Origin of the sequence: Rhizobium sp. LC145 (genome assembly GCF_001005825.1) — a bacterium.
Classification (GTDB): domain Bacteria; phylum Pseudomonadota; class Alphaproteobacteria; order Rhizobiales; family Rhizobiaceae; genus Neorhizobium.
On the sequence record NZ_LBHV01000004.1, the window covers coordinates 45,264 to 58,893 of the forward strand.

Sequence of the window (13,630 nt, forward strand, 5' to 3'; positions counted from 1 at the left end):
GTGGCTCGAATTTTTTCCGATTCACTCCGATCCTCCGGGAAGCTCACGCACCCATCGACCTTGACTTGGACTCCTGATGCTTTAAGGCCTTTTCCCGCGGGGACGACCCGCGTCTTCGATGACCATTTCCGGGACGGCCCGGCCCATGACAGGAGGGCCGGAATGGCGGGTCCCGTTGAGCAATTCGAAATCAAGCCGATCGTCACCTTCGGAGAGATCGGCGGCCAGGCAATCGCCTTCACCAATTCCGCGGCTTATATGGCGCTGACCGTATGCCTTGCGAGCGCCTTCCTGCTGATCGGAACCGCACGCCGTCAGCTCGTGCCGGGACGCTTCCAGTCGGCGGTCGAGACGCTCTTCGAATTCACCGCGAAGACCTTGCGCGACAATGCCGGCGAGCAGGGAATGCGGTTCTTCCCGCTGGTGTTCTCGCTCTTCATGTTCGTGCTGGTCGCGAACCTGGTCGGGCTTTTCCCCTACGCCTTCACCGTCACGAGCCATCTCATCGTCACCTTCGCGCTCGCCATGCTCGTCTTCCTGACGGTGACGATCTACGGCGTCGTGCGGCACGGTTTCGGCTTCTTCCGCCTCTTCATGCCCTCGGGCGTCCCGTGGGTGCTCGCGCCCATCATCGTTCCGATCGAGATTCTCTCCTACATCTCGCGGCCGTTCAGCCACTCGATCCGACTTTTCGCGGTCATGCTGGCGGGCCACATCACGCTGAAGGTCTTCGCCGGCTTCGTCGCCAGCCTGTCCGGTCTCGGTGCGCTCGGCCTCTTCGGAGCGGCACTCCCGCTTCTCATGACGGTGGCGATAACCGCGCTGGAGGCGTTGATGGCGGTCGTCCAGGCCTATATCTTCACCATGCTGACCTGCATGTACCTCAACGACGCCATCCATCCCGGACACTGACGCGAGCTTGATCCCGGAACATGACGTGCTTATATTTAGGCGGAAAGAGGACGGCCTCTTTTCCGAAATCCCTGATGACCAGGACGGCCTGGCGCTCCAAACAAAGGAGGCCTGGCTATGGCTTGGCTTTATCTCTTCATTGCGGGTCTGCTTGAAATAGGCTGGGCCTATTCCATGAAACGTTCGGAAGGTTTCACCCTTCTGACCCCCACCGTCATCACCATCATTGCGATGATCGCGAGCTTTGCCCTTCTGTCGGTCTCGATGAAGACCCTGCCGCTCGGCACCGCCTATACCGTCTGGACCGGCATCGGCGCGGTCGGCGCCTTCGTGGTCGGCATCACCGTGCTTGGCGAAGCCGCCACGCCCATGCGCCTTCTGGCCGGCGGGCTCATCGTCTCCGGCATCCTGTTGATGAAACTCTCGAGCACGAGCTGACGAGCGAAGGGGCTTCGGCCCCTTCCATTCACGCTGGCGCGACGGCGGCGCCGAGCTTGTCGATCTGCTGGCGGATATGGGCGCATTCGGCGGGCGAATTGGCGAGCGCGATCGCCCGGTCGAAGGCCTCGCGAGCCTGCCGGTTGCGGCCGAGCTGCATCAGCAGCCCTCCCTTGACGCCGTGGAAATAGAAGTAGCCGTCGAGCTTTTCGGCGAGCGGCTCTATGAGCTCCAGTGCCGTTTCCGGTCCCTTGAGCTTGGAAACGGCAACGGCCCGATTGAGCGCGACGACCGGCGAAGGCTGGATGCGTTCCAGCACTCCGTAAAGCAGGGTGATCTCCTCCCAGTCCGTATCCTCCGCCCTTGCGGCGCGGGCATGAAGAGCGGAGATGGCCGCCTGCAACTGGTATGGTCCCGGCTGGCGGTGGCGGATCGCCTTGTCCAGCAGCGCCAGCGCCTCGTCGATGAGTTTCCGGCTCCACAGGTTCCGATCCTGATCTTCGAGAAGCACGATCTGGCCCTGTTTGTCGAAGCGCGCCGGAGCCCGCGAATGCTGCAGCAGCATGAGCGCCAGAAGCCCCATGATCTCCGGCTCGCCCGGAAAGATGCGCAAGAGCAGCCGCGCCAGCCTGATCGCCTCCTCGCAGAAGGCGGCGCTGTCCGGATTGGTGATGCCCGTGGAATACCCCTCGTTGAAGACGAGATAGATCATCGCGCCGACAGTCGAGAGCCTTGTCGCCCGCTCCGCCGCATCCGGCGTTTCGAAGGGCACGCCTGCCTTGGCGACGCGGCCCTTGGCGCGGGTGATGCGCTGTTCCATCGCCGCCTCGCTGACGAGGAAGGCGCGGGCGATCTGCGGCACCGTGAGACCCGAGACAATCCTGAGCGCCAGCGCGATCTGCTGGGTGTTCGGCAGGTCCGGATGGCAGCAGATGAACATCAGCCGCAAGATGTCGTCCCGGTAGTTGGAATTGTCGAGCCTGTCGGCCATGTCGACTTCCGCGTCCGAGAGATCGGAAAGCACCTCCTCCTCCGGCAGCGGATCGTTCCTGGACCGCTTTCTCACCGCATCGATGCCGCTATTGCGCCCGACGAAGATCAGCCAGGCGGCGGGATCGCGCGGCGGTCCCTTTTCCGGCCAGGTCCGGATTGCCCGCAGACAAGCCTCCTGAAAGGCCTCCTCTGCGGTGTCGAGGTCACGGAAGTAGCGCAAGAGCGCGCCGAGCGCCTGCGGCCGTGCGGCGGTGAGTGCGAGGTCGATCCAGGCGATGTCCGTCATGTCTTAACTGCTCCGGGATGGAAGACGTAGAAGGGCCGGATCTCGTAGGAAGTCGAGCCCGGATTGACCTTTGAGAGTTCCTTGGAAAAGGCGACGGCTTCGTCGAGGTTTTCGACATCGACCGTATAGAAGCCAAGCAGCACTTCCTTGGTTTCGGCGAAGGGGCCGTCGAGCACCAGCGGCTCGTCCTTGCCCTTGCGCACGGTGGTCGCGGCCGTCGTCGGCATCAGCCGGCCGGTCGGGCCGAGTTTTCCGGCCTTCGCGAGCGGCTCCTGCACGGCATAGAGTTTTCCCATGACCGCCTCTTCCTCCTCCTTGGACCATGCAAAGACGGTTTCCTCGTTGGCGTAGCAAAGGATGGCGTAAAGCATGCTTTCTCTCCTTCTCCTGTGGAAGACGAAGGAGTATCGCGCCCGCCGACAATGCGCATCAAAAAATCTTGGCGTGGCAATGATTGTCACTATGTGCCACGCTTTCGCGATGAAGGAGCGAACACCCATGGTTTCGGAACGTATCCATGCAAATGGCGACGATAGGCATGTGAAGGATTCGGAATGGCTGAAACACCAGCTTGAACCGGCTCTGCGTGCCGACGAAAGCGAATTTATTGAAGTCTCGGCCGAGGACGTCATCCGTCGCAATAAAAGTCAGCGACCACCGGCCTGAATGCCCCTCACCCCGCCTCCACTTCGCTCGGCGATCCTCTCCCCGCAAAACGGGGAAAGGGGGGAGCAGAAACGGCGCGGCATATCCCTTCTCCCCGTCAGAACGGGGAGAAGGTGGCGGCAGCCGGATGAGGGGGCAATCTTCATCCACGAACGCATGGATTTGCCCGTGCGTCTGGCGGAGGATTTGCTACATATCGCACGCCGGAATGCGGATGATTCCTGATCCGCCGCATCGGCGCAAGCTTTCGACAAGGAGCCTCCCCTATGGCCGATCTCTCCGCCTTCCTGATCACCGCCCGCTGGCCCGCGAAGAACCCGGATATCCTGCAGCTCTATTCGCTGCCGACGCCGAACGGCGTGAAGGTCTCCATCATGCTGGAGGAAATCGAGATCCCTTACGAGCCGCACGCCGTTAATATCGGCGCCGACGAGACCTGGACGCCGGAATTCCTCTCCCTCAATCCGAACGGCAAGATCCCAGCGATCATCGATCCCGATGGCCCCGGCGGCAAGCCGCTCGGCCTCTTCGAATCCGGCGCGATCCTGATCTATCTTGCGGAAAAGACCGGCAAGCTGCTGCCCGCCGATCCGGCGAAGCGCTACGAGGCGATCCAGTGGGTGATGTTCCAGATGGGCGGCATCGGCCCGATGTTCGGTCAGCTCGGCTTCTTCCACAAGTTCGCCGGCAGGGACATCGAGGACAAGCGGCCGCGCGACCGCTATGCGAAGGAATCGGCACGTTTGATCCGCGTGCTCGAAACCCGGCTGGAAGGCCGCGACTGGATCATGGGCGACGAATACACCATTGCCGATATCTCCATGCTCGGCTGGGTGCGCAATCTGATCGGCTTCTACGGCGCCGGCGAGCTCATTCAATACGATGAGCTGAAGCGCGTGCCGGAATGGCTGGAGCGCGGCCTTGCCCGCCCGGCGGTCCAGCGCGGCCTGGAAATACCCGTCCGCCCCTGATTGCCCGCAGCGACTCGGCCCCGAATGGAGGATTTCAAATGCCGAAACCCACTCTCCCGATGGAAGGCGGATGCCGCTGCGGACAGATCCGGCTGAGGATCAGCGCTCCGCCGATCCTCACGATGGCCTGCCACTGTACCGGCTGTCAGAAGATGAGCGCCAGCGCCTTCTCATGCTCCGCGGCCATTCCCTCCGATGGTTTCGAAGTCATCCAGGGCGAACCCGTCATCGGCGGGCTGCATGGCGACGATATCCATCACTACCATGCCCCCATTGCAAGAGCTGGCTCTTTACCAGACCGCAAGGCATGGACTGGTTCGTGAACCTCAGGCCCACCACGCTGGACGACGCGGGCTGGTTCTCACCCTTCATCGAGACCTATACCTCGGAGAAGCTCTCCTGGGCGACGACGCCCGCGGTCCATGCCTACGAGAAATTCCCGCCCTTCGAGGACTATGAGGCTCTGGTCAAGGAATTCGCCGGCCGCTCTTAAAAAAATCTCTCGTCATTGTCGGCATTCCCTTCCCTCCTACGTCCTTGGAAAAGTCCGGCCCCTTTCGGGCAAGACTTAGCCAATCAAGGAGGGAATTCCATGGAAACGACCGCCCCCAAAAACGAAACCGTTGAGCCCAAGCCCGTCAAGGGCGGGCTCGTAGCCTATCTGCAGGTGGACGGCGCCCTGAAGGCCGCCGAGTTCTACAAGCAAGCCTTCGGAGCCGAGATGGCGGGCTACCATCCGCCGGATGAGCAGGGCCGGACTATGCATGTCCACGTTTATATCAATGGCAGTTCGCTGATGCTGAGCGACGCCTATCCCGATCACGGCTATCCGCACGAGAAGCCGCAGGCCTTCACGGTGCTCCTGCCGTTGACGAGCGGCGATATCGACGCCTGGTGGAAGCGCGCCGTCGATGCCGGAATGGAAGTCACTCTCGACCTGCAGGTGATGTTCTGGGGCGATCGCTACGGCCAGCTTCGCGATCCGTTCGGCGTGGCCTGGGCCATGAATGCGCCGGTGAACGGCTGAACCTGACGGAACATCACACGCTCGTGACGGAAGCTTGTCGGGGTTGCCGGAGGAAATTAACCCTTCGGTAACCCCGCCGGACTTTGGATGGCGTCCTCATCCTTTCGACGACATCGGTTCCGAATGAAATTCAAGACGACCTTCACGACGGCGCTTGCGGCGCTCGCCTTTCTCTTTCCTGTTGCCAACGGCCTGCCGCTGCAGGCCAAGCCGGCTTTCGATGAAGGCTGGAGAAAAGGCCGGGAAACCGGTTTTCCCGTTCCACGCTTCGTTTCCCTCAAGGCTCAGACGGCCCGGATGCGCATCGGCCCCTCGACGGATTATGCCACCTCCTGGGTCTATTCGGTGCGTGGCCTGCCGCTGGAGATCACCGAGGAATACGGAAACTGGCGGCGCGTGCGCGATCAGGACGGGGTCACCGGCTGGATGTATGCGCCGCTTCTCTCCGGCCGGCGGACGGCCGTGGTCGGCCCCTGGTTCGACGAACCGGTGGCGCTTCGAAGGGCGCCCTCAGCCAAGGCTAGGATCGTGGCGCGGCTGAGTGCAAGGGTCCTTCTCGACATCGACCATTGCGACGGCAACTGGTGCCGCGTCTCGCTGGAAACACGGCACATCAGCGGCTTCCTGGAACAGGACAATCTCTGGGGTGTCTACCCGCGGGAAGTGATCGAATAGATTTCGGGAGCCTTCACGCGTCGCTCAGCGTGCGCCGTACCGCATCCTTCCAGCCGCGGATTTTCGTCGAACGGGTCTTCTCGTCCATCTGCGGCTCGAAACGGCGCTCGCGCGCCCAGCTTTTGGCGAAGGCCTTCCGGTCCGGCCAGACGCCGGCGCGCGAACCGGCAAGCCAGGCGGCGCCGAGCGCCGTGGTCTCCAATATCGTCGGCCGGTCGACAGGCGCATCGAGCAGATCGGAAAGCCGCTGCATCGTCCAGTCGGAGGCGACCATGCCGCCATCGACACGGAGAACCGTGCTGCTCTCCCCGTTCTTCCAGTCCTTGTGCATGGCATCAAGCAAGTCGCGCGTCTGGTAGCAGACCGCCTCCAATGCGGCGCGCGCGAGTTCCGCCGGTCCCGTGGCGCGGGTAAGCCCATAGATCGCGCCCCGCGCCTCCGCGTCCCAATGGGGAGCGCCGAGCCCGGTGAAGGCGGGCACCAGATAGACTTCCTGCTGAGGATCGGCTTTCTGCGCCAACTCCCCGGTATGACTCGCCTTTTCGATGATCTTCAACCCGTCACGCAGCCATTGCACGGCAGCCCCGGCAATGAAGATCGAACCTTCCAGCGCATAGGTCGTCTCGCCATTGAGGCGGTAGGCAATGGTCGTCAAAAGCCGGTTTTTCGAGCGGCACATGTCCTTGCCGGTGTTGAGGACCGCAAAGCAGCCCGTGCCATAGGTGGATTTCAGCATGCCCGGCTCGAAGCAAGCCTGGCCGATGGTGGCCGCCTGCTGGTCGCCCGCCACACCGAGGATCGGCACCGCCGCGCCGAACAGCTTCTCGTCCGTCACCCCGAAGTCGTCGGCGCAATCCTTCACCTCCGGCAGCATGGCGGCGGGGATGCGCAATACTTCCAGAAGGTCCTCGTCCCAGCGGTTCTCGGCGATGTTGTAGATCAGCGTGCGCGAGGCATTCGTCGCATCGGTGACGAAGCTTTTGCCGCCGGTGAGCCGCCAGATAAGGAAGCTATCAACCGTGCCGAAGCAGAGCTCGCCCTTGGCCGCCCTCGCCCGCGCGCCCTTGACGTTCGCCAGCATCCAGGAAAGCTTGGTGCCGGAAAAATAGGGGTCGAGCAAAAGGCCGGTCTTGCGGGTGAAGAGCTTTTCTAGACCCTGCCGCTTCAATTTCTCGCAATAGCTTGCCGTGCGCCGGTCCTGCCAGACGATGGCGTTGTGAATGGGTTTTCCCGTATCCCGCTCCCAGACGACCACGGTCTCGCGCTGGTTGGTGATGCCGATCGCGGCGAGATCGGAGGCCTTGATGCCGGCCTTCTTGAGCGCCTGGCTGACGGTGGTGACGACGCTTTCCCAGATCTCTTCCGGATTGTGCTCCACCCAGCCGGATTTCGGAAATATCTGGGTGAATTCCTTCTGGCCGGAACCGGCGACCTTCATGTCCTTGTCGAAGACAATCGCCCGCGTCGAGGTCGTCCCCTGATCGATCGCCAGAACATAACCCGCCATGCATATCCCTCCCCTACGCCGTTCGTCTTCCTCGGGTCACGGTTTGAGCAGGAGGCATGGGAGGCTGTCAACGGGAAAGCTCAGCCACCCATCTGGGCAATCCTTCGCGTCATCCAGGCAACGTAGGACGTGCGCGTCATGGAACGGCGCCGGGCCTCCTGATCGATGAAGGCAAGCACATCCTCGTCCAGCATCATGTTGGCCCTTACCGCGCGGCCCCGCAGCCTGATGAGCGGTACGCTGATCAGCGTGCAGCCTTCCGGAACCTCGACATTTTCAGGAGCCGAAGGTTCGGTGATCTGCAACCCGTCTTTTTCGGCTTCGATGGCATAATCCCGAAGCGCCTCTTCGGCATTCAGCATTACTTCGTCGAGATTTTCCCCCATGGCCACGATACCGTCGATATCGGGAAAGGTGACGCCGTACGCGCCGGCTTCCCCGTCAACCAAAGCAGGATATCGGTCCATTTCAATTCCTTCCTCGTTCAATCGGTCCAGCCCGCTTTTCGGGCGATCGAGCGTGCGACCAACGGCGATACTTGCGTGTGTCGCGGCAATGTCACGATGCCTTCGATCTCGGGATGCCTGTAGATGTCGTGACCCGCACCGTGCCTGTCCAAATACCAGCCATCTTTCTCAAGGCGTCGCCTGATCTTGGCTGTGCTTGTTTCCATGCCCCGCCCCATTGCGTGCAAATATATGCACAATCCTTAACTGATGCAACAAGGAGCCGATTGCCAGCCTCGGCGATTTGCGCATAACCTGCGCTGGATTGCGGCGCACAAGAACGCAACGGCCGGGGAGATTCGCCAATGTCCAGAACTGTCGTCGTCACGGGCTCCACCAGCGGGATAGGGCTCGGCATCGCGCGCGCCTTCGCGGCCGAAGGTGCGAATGTCGTCATCAACGGCTTCGGTCCCACAGATGCGATCGAGGCGACCCGCAGGGAGCTCGAGGCGTCGGCCGGCGGCAAGGTGCTCTACCATGCAGCCGACATGGCAAAGCCGGACGAGATCACTGACCTCATCGCAACGGCCGCACGCACCTTCGGCACCGTGGACGTGCTGATCAACAATGCCGGCATCCAGCACATCGCCAAGATCGAGGAATTCCCGGTCGAGAAATGGGACCTGCTGATCGCCGTCCTGCTGTCCTCCGCCTTCCACACGATGCGCAACGCCATCCCGTTGATGAAAGAGGCTGGAAAGGGCCGCATCATCAACGTCGCATCCGCCCATGCGCTCATCGCCTCGCCCTATAAATCCGCCTATGTGGCGGCCAAGCATGGTATACTCGGGCTTACCAAAACGGCGGCCTTGGAACTTGCCGAATTCGGGATTACCGTGAATGCGATTTGTCCGGGCTACGTGCTGACGCCGCTGGTCGAGAAGCAGATTCCCGACACCGCCCGCGAGCGCGGCATTTCGGAAGAACAGGTGAAATCCGAGGTCATGCTGCGGCTGCAGGCGACGAAGGAATTCGTCTCGATCGACGAGGTGGCGCAGACGGCGATCTTCCTCGCCAGCGATGCGGCCCGCAGCATTACAGGCACCCATATCTCGATCGACGGCGGCTGGACCGCCCAATAAGAAGCCGGCAACGGCGGACGAAGGAGAGAAATGACGACTGCCATCCGCTTCATCCTGAACGGAACCGCCATACGCTTCATTCTCAACGGAGAAGAGATCACGCTCGGAGATTTCGGCCCGACGGAAACGCTTCTCGATTACCTGCGATTGAGGCGGCGGCTGACGGGAACGAAAGAGGGATGCGCCGAGGGCGATTGCGGTGCCTGCACCGTGCTCGTCGGCCGGCTGATCGATGGCCGGCTCGTTTATGAAAGCGTCAACGCCTGCATCCGCTTCCTCGGCTCGCTGCACGGCACCCATGTGGTGACTGTCGAGCATCTGGCCGCAAAGGACGGCACGCTTCACCCCGTCCAGCAGGCGATGGTGGACTGTCACGGCTCGCAATGCGGCTTCTGCACGCCGGGTTTCGTGATGTCGCTCTACGGGCTCTGGCTTTCCAACGAAGCGCCGTCGCGCGCCGAAATCGAAACCGCACTCCAGGGAAATCTCTGTCGCTGCACCGGCTACGAGCCGATCGTCAAGGCGGCGGAGCAGGTCTCCCAAAGCCGCCCGAGCAGCCTCTTCGACCCGCTGGAGCGCGACCGCATCGAGATCGCCGCAAAGCTCTGGTCGATCCAGTCGGAGAATGGCACGATCGTGGTGGAAAAGGCCAATGAGAGCGGGACTGCGCGTTCCATCGTGCCGAGTTCGATCGCCGAGTTCGCGGATATCCTTGCCGCCGAACCGAAAGCGACGATCGTGGCGGGGGCCACCGATGTCGGGCTCTGGGGGACGAAGCAGATGCGCCTGCTCAATCCGGTGATATTCATCAATCACCTGCCCGAGCTGCAATCGATCGCCTCGGACGAGAAAGGCATTACGATCGGCGCGGGCGTCACCTACACCCAGGCCTTCGACATTCTCTTGGCCGAAATCCCGGCCTTCGGGCGGCTGATCGACCGGATCGGCGGGAGCCAGGTGCGCAACATGGGTACGATCGGCGGCAATATCGCCAATGGCTCGCCGATCGGCGACACGCCGCCGCCGCTGATCGCGCTGGGAGCTCACCTGACGCTGCGCTCCCATTCCGGCCGCCGCACCATGCCGCTGGAGGATTATTTCCTCGCCTATGGCCGGCAGGACCGCCTGCCCGGCGAGTTCGTGGAAAAGATCTTCGTGCCGCGCCCTGCGGAGGGGGCTCAATTCGCCGTCTACAAGATCTCCAAGCGGCGCGACGAGGATATTTCCGCCCTCTGCGGCGCGTTCAACCTGACGCTCGACAGCGGCGGCAAGGTGGAGGCGATCCGCATCGCCTTCGGCGGCATGGCCGCGACCCCCAAGCGCGCCGCGCATGTGGAAGAGGCGCTCACCGGCCAGCCCTGGAGCTGGAGCACGATCTCCGCCGTGCGCGACGCCTTCGACCAGGATTACACGCCGCTCACCGACTGGCGGGCGAGCGCCGAATATCGCAGCCTTGCGGCCAAGAACCTGCTTACCCGTTTCTTCCTGGAGACGGCCGGGGCACCGACCGAGCTGCGGCGGTTCGAGCCGGAGGAGGCGTGATGATGGGTATATCAAAAAAGTCCCCCTCTGGCCTGCCGGCCATCTCCCCCACAAGGGGGGAGAAAACCCGTTGCACGACCTTCCTGCAAAAGCTGCGGGTGGGCATGGCGGTTAAACCCCTCCCCCTTGTGGGGAGGGGTTGGGGAGGGGTTTTGACCCGCAACGTCGGAGATTCCCTCTGATGGACAAGACCACCTTCGAAACGAAAAACACCATCAACGGCCCCATGCATGCGGCGCTGAAACATGATTCAGCGCATAAGCATGTGACCGGAAGTGCCGAATATATCGACGATATTCCAGAACCCGCAGGCACGCTGCATGGCGGGCTCGGCCTTTCCGACCGGGCGCATGCGGAAATCCTGTCGATTGATCTCGACGCGGTGAGAACCGCGCCCGGCGTCGTCGCCGTCATCACCGCCGACGACATTCCAGGCTTCAACGATGTCGCCTCGACCGGCCAGCATGACGAGCCTCTGCTTGCCACCCGCGAGGTGCAGTTCCATGGTCAGCCGGTATTCGCGGTAATCGCCGAGACCCGCGATCAGGCGCGCCGTGCCGCCCGGCTGGCGAAGATCGAGTATCGCGACCTACCGCACTGGGCCGATATCGACGGCGCGCTCGAAAACGATGGACCGCTGGTGGTGCAGCCGATGACGCTGAGGCGCGGCGAGCCGCAGACCGAGATCGAAAAGGCGCCTCTGCGGCTCCAGGGCCATATGTATATCGGCGGCCAGGAGCACTTCTATCTCGAAGGCCATGTGGCGCTCGCCATCCCCGGCGAGGACGAGGATATTGCCGTCTGGTCCTCCACCCAGCATCCGAGCGAGGTGCAGCACATGGTGGCGCATGTGCTTGGCATCGCCAACCATGCCGTCACGGTCAGGACCCGCCGCATGGGTGGCGGCTTCGGCGGCAAGGAGACCCAGGGCAACCAGTTCGCCTGCCTTGCGGCGATCGCCGCCAAGAAGCTCGGCCGCGCGGTGAAATTCCGCCCCGACCGCGACGAGGACATGGGCGTGACCGGCAAACGGCACGATTTTCGGGTCGATTACGACGTGGGCTTCGACGAGGACGGCCGCATCCATGCGGTCGACGCAACTTACGCGGCGCGCTGCGGCTTTTCCGCCGATCTTTCAGGGCCGGTGACCGACCGCGCCCTCTTCCACGCAGATTCCAGCTATTTCTATCCGCATGTGCATCTGACCTCGAAGCCGTTGAAGACGCATACGGTTTCCAACACCGCCTTCCGCGGCTTCGGTGGACCGCAGGGCATGGTCGGGGCCGAGCGGATCATCGAGGAGATCGCCTATGCCACGGGCAAGGACCCGCTCGAAATCCGCAGGCTGAACTTCTACGGCGAGCCCGGCTCGGGCCGCACCACGACGCCCTATCACCAGGAGGTGGAGGACAATATCGTCGCGCGGATCGTCGATGAGCTGGAGGCTTCCAGCGATTATCAGGCGCGGCGTCAGGCGATCCTCGAGTTCAACGAGCAGAGCCCGGTGATCCGCAAGGGCATCGCGCTGACCCCGGTGAAGTTCGGCATCTCCTTCACCATGACCGCCTACAACCAGGCGGGCGCGCTGGTGCATGTCTATCAGGACGGCTCGATCCACCTGAACCACGGCGGCACCGAAATGGGCCAAGGGCTTTACGTGAAGGTGGCGCAGGTGGTGGCCGATACCTTCAATGTCGATATCGAGCGGGTGAAGATCACCGCCACGACCACCGGCAAGGTGCCGAACACGTCTGCCACCGCAGCCTCCTCCGGCTCGGATTTGAACGGCATGGCGGGCTATGACGCGGCCCGGCAGATCAAGGAACGGCTGATCGATTTCACCATGCGCCAGTGGAACGTGGAGCGGCAAGAGGTCGAGTTCCTGCCCAACCGCGTGCGCATTGGCGCCGAGGTCGTACCCTTCGATACGCTGGTGCGCGCCGCCTATTACGACCGCGTGCAGCTTTCGGCCGCCGGCTTCTACAAGACCCCCAAAATCCACTGGGACCGCAAGGAAGGACGCGGTCATCCCTTCTATTATTTCGCCTATGGCGCGGCGGTTTCGGAGGTTTCGATCGACACGCTGACCGGCGAATACCAGGTGGAGCGAACCGATATCCTCCACGATGTCGGCAAGTCGCTGAACCCGGCGATCGATATCGGCCAGGTGGAAGGCGGCTTCGTGCAGGGCATGGGCTGGCTGACCACCGAGGAGCTCTGGTGGGACGACAAGGGCAGGCTTCGCACGCACGCGCCCTCCACCTACAAGATACCGCTCGCCTCCGACCGGCCGAAGATCTTCAACGTGAAGCTGGCGGAATGGGCGGAAAACGCCGAGCCGACGATCGGCCGCTCGAAGGCCGTCGGCGAACCGCCCTTCATGCTGGCGATCTCGGTGCTGGAAGCGCTTTCGATGGCGGTGGCGAGCGTGGCGGACTATCGCGAATGCCCACGCCTCGACACCCCGGCCACGCCCGAGCGGGTGCTGATGGCGGTCGAGCGGCTGAAGGGAATGGGGTGACGTTTACTGCGCACATGTTGGCATTTGGAGAAAATGCCCCCTCTGGCCTGCCGGCCATCTCCCCCACAAGGGGGGAGAGACCCAGGAGCTATGCCCTGCCCTCAAAGAAATGACAGGATATTGCCGCCATCGCGTTGGGAAGCGGAAAACGGTGCGGCATGTTTTCTCCCCCCTTGTGGGGGAGATGGCCGGCAGGCCAGAGGGGGAAGCCTTCGACCGACAAGACCCGCTGTCAAAGCGGCACGTCCCGAGCAATCGAGCCGCGCTTCTTCTCCCAGAATGCCGCCTCTCGGCTCTCGGGCATGGCTTCTGACAGTCCGAGATCCTCGCGCAGATCGTCCGGCAGCGTCGGCACCCTCAGCCTTTCGGGACTGAGGAGACGGTGGAAGAACCGGCGAAAATGTCGCCAGACCAGCCCCAAGCGTGGGGATTTCAAGGGCATAGAGTGAGCGTTTGCGGACAGCATGGTTGCTCCACATCGACGGAAGAGATTGAGTTGGACGT

General features: G+C 62.6%; 15 protein-coding genes and 1 pseudogene. 10 read left to right on the forward strand and 6 right to left on the reverse strand.

The window, feature by feature from the left end:
* Positions 1–162: 162 nt before the first annotated feature.
* Both YH62_RS11665 and sugE read left to right on the forward strand, forming a co-directional pair.
* Complete coding sequence (locus tag YH62_RS11665) at positions 163–912, forward strand: F0F1 ATP synthase subunit A (protein ID WP_046794405.1); 750 nt, start codon at positions 163–165, stop codon at positions 910–912.
* 117 nt (positions 913–1,029) lie between these two features.
* Positions 1,030–1,350 (forward strand): quaternary ammonium compound efflux SMR transporter SugE, encoded by a 321-nt coding sequence (gene sugE / locus YH62_RS11670; RefSeq protein ID WP_046794406.1) that lies wholly within the window; start codon positions 1,030–1,032, stop codon positions 1,348–1,350.
* Positions 1,351–1,378: 28 nt separating this feature from the next.
* Here the strand turns inward: sugE and YH62_RS11675 are convergent, their stop codons facing one another.
* Both YH62_RS11675 and YH62_RS11680 read right to left on the reverse strand, forming a co-directional pair.
* A complete protein-coding gene (locus YH62_RS11675; protein WP_046794407.1) occupies positions 1,379–2,629 on the reverse strand; it encodes an RNA polymerase sigma factor in 1,251 nt (416 codons plus the stop codon).
* A complete protein-coding gene (locus tag YH62_RS11680; RefSeq protein ID WP_046794408.1) occupies positions 2,626–3,000 on the reverse strand; it encodes a YciI family protein in 375 nt (124 codons plus the stop codon). Before YH62_RS11680 ends, YH62_RS11675 begins: the two co-directional genes overlap by 4 nt.
* On the opposite strand from YH62_RS11680, the gene YH62_RS30075 reads away from it, so the two are divergent.
* The 5 genes and pseudogenes from YH62_RS30075 (at position 2,999) to YH62_RS11700 (ending at position 5,968) form a co-directional block, all read left to right on the forward strand.
* On the forward strand, positions 2,999–3,295 hold the full coding sequence (locus tag YH62_RS30075) for a hypothetical protein (protein ID WP_137326821.1): 297 nt from the start codon (positions 2,999–3,001) through the stop codon (positions 3,293–3,295). The two genes, YH62_RS11680 and YH62_RS30075, sit on opposite strands and share 2 nt — an antisense overlap.
* A 266-nt stretch (positions 3,296–3,561) precedes the next feature.
* Positions 3,562–4,266 (forward strand): glutathione S-transferase N-terminal domain-containing protein, encoded by a 705-nt coding sequence (locus tag YH62_RS11685; protein WP_046794409.1) that lies wholly within the window; start codon positions 3,562–3,564, stop codon positions 4,264–4,266.
* 38 nt (positions 4,267–4,304) lie between these two features.
* A pseudogene (locus YH62_RS11690) lies at positions 4,305–4,759 on the forward strand (GFA family protein).
* Between the two features lie 99 nt (positions 4,760–4,858).
* Positions 4,859–5,293, forward strand: a complete 435-nt coding sequence (locus YH62_RS11695; protein WP_046794410.1) for a glyoxalase/bleomycin resistance/extradiol dioxygenase family protein — start codon at positions 4,859–4,861, stop codon at positions 5,291–5,293.
* Between the two features lie 123 nt (positions 5,294–5,416).
* Positions 5,417–5,968 carry an SH3 domain-containing protein gene (locus YH62_RS11700; RefSeq protein WP_082118329.1) on the forward strand — a complete coding sequence of 184 codons (552 nt, stop codon included), beginning with the start codon at positions 5,417–5,419 and terminating at the stop codon, positions 5,966–5,968.
* Between the two features lie 13 nt (positions 5,969–5,981).
* Here YH62_RS11700 and glpK read toward each other — a convergent pair whose 3' ends face one another.
* From glpK to YH62_RS29445, 3 genes are all read right to left on the reverse strand, one after another.
* A complete protein-coding gene (gene glpK / locus YH62_RS11705) occupies positions 5,982–7,475 on the reverse strand; it encodes a glycerol kinase GlpK (protein WP_046794411.1) in 1,494 nt (497 codons plus the stop codon).
* An 80-nt stretch (positions 7,476–7,555) separates the two neighbouring features.
* On the reverse strand, positions 7,556–7,942 hold the full coding sequence (locus YH62_RS11710; RefSeq protein WP_046794412.1) for a type II toxin-antitoxin system HicB family antitoxin: 387 nt from the start codon (positions 7,940–7,942) through the stop codon (positions 7,556–7,558).
* A gap of 17 nt (positions 7,943–7,959) precedes the next feature.
* Positions 7,960–8,148, reverse strand: coding sequence for a type II toxin-antitoxin system HicA family toxin (locus YH62_RS29445; protein ID WP_137326889.1), 189 nt, complete (start codon positions 8,146–8,148; stop codon positions 7,960–7,962).
* Between the two features lie 138 nt (positions 8,149–8,286).
* On the opposite strand from YH62_RS29445, the gene YH62_RS11715 reads away from it, so the two are divergent.
* The 3 genes from YH62_RS11715 (at position 8,287) to xdhB (ending at position 13,126) form a co-directional block, all read left to right on the forward strand.
* Positions 8,287–9,063, forward strand: coding sequence for a 3-hydroxybutyrate dehydrogenase (locus tag YH62_RS11715; protein WP_046794413.1), 777 nt, complete (start codon positions 8,287–8,289; stop codon positions 9,061–9,063).
* Between the two features lie 30 nt (positions 9,064–9,093).
* Positions 9,094–10,605: a xanthine dehydrogenase small subunit gene (gene xdhA / locus YH62_RS11720; protein WP_046794414.1), complete on the forward strand. Its 1,512-nt coding sequence runs from the start codon at positions 9,094–9,096 to the stop codon at positions 10,603–10,605.
* Between the two features lie 181 nt (positions 10,606–10,786).
* Complete coding sequence (xdhB, locus tag YH62_RS11730) at positions 10,787–13,126, forward strand: xanthine dehydrogenase molybdopterin binding subunit (protein ID WP_046794416.1); 2,340 nt, start codon at positions 10,787–10,789, stop codon at positions 13,124–13,126.
* 232 nt (positions 13,127–13,358) lie between these two features.
* On the opposite strand, the gene YH62_RS11735 is transcribed toward xdhB, so the two are convergent.
* Positions 13,359–13,592: a hypothetical protein gene (locus YH62_RS11735; protein WP_137326887.1), complete on the reverse strand. Its 234-nt coding sequence runs from the start codon at positions 13,590–13,592 to the stop codon at positions 13,359–13,361.
* Between the last annotated feature and the right edge of the window lie 38 nt (positions 13,593–13,630).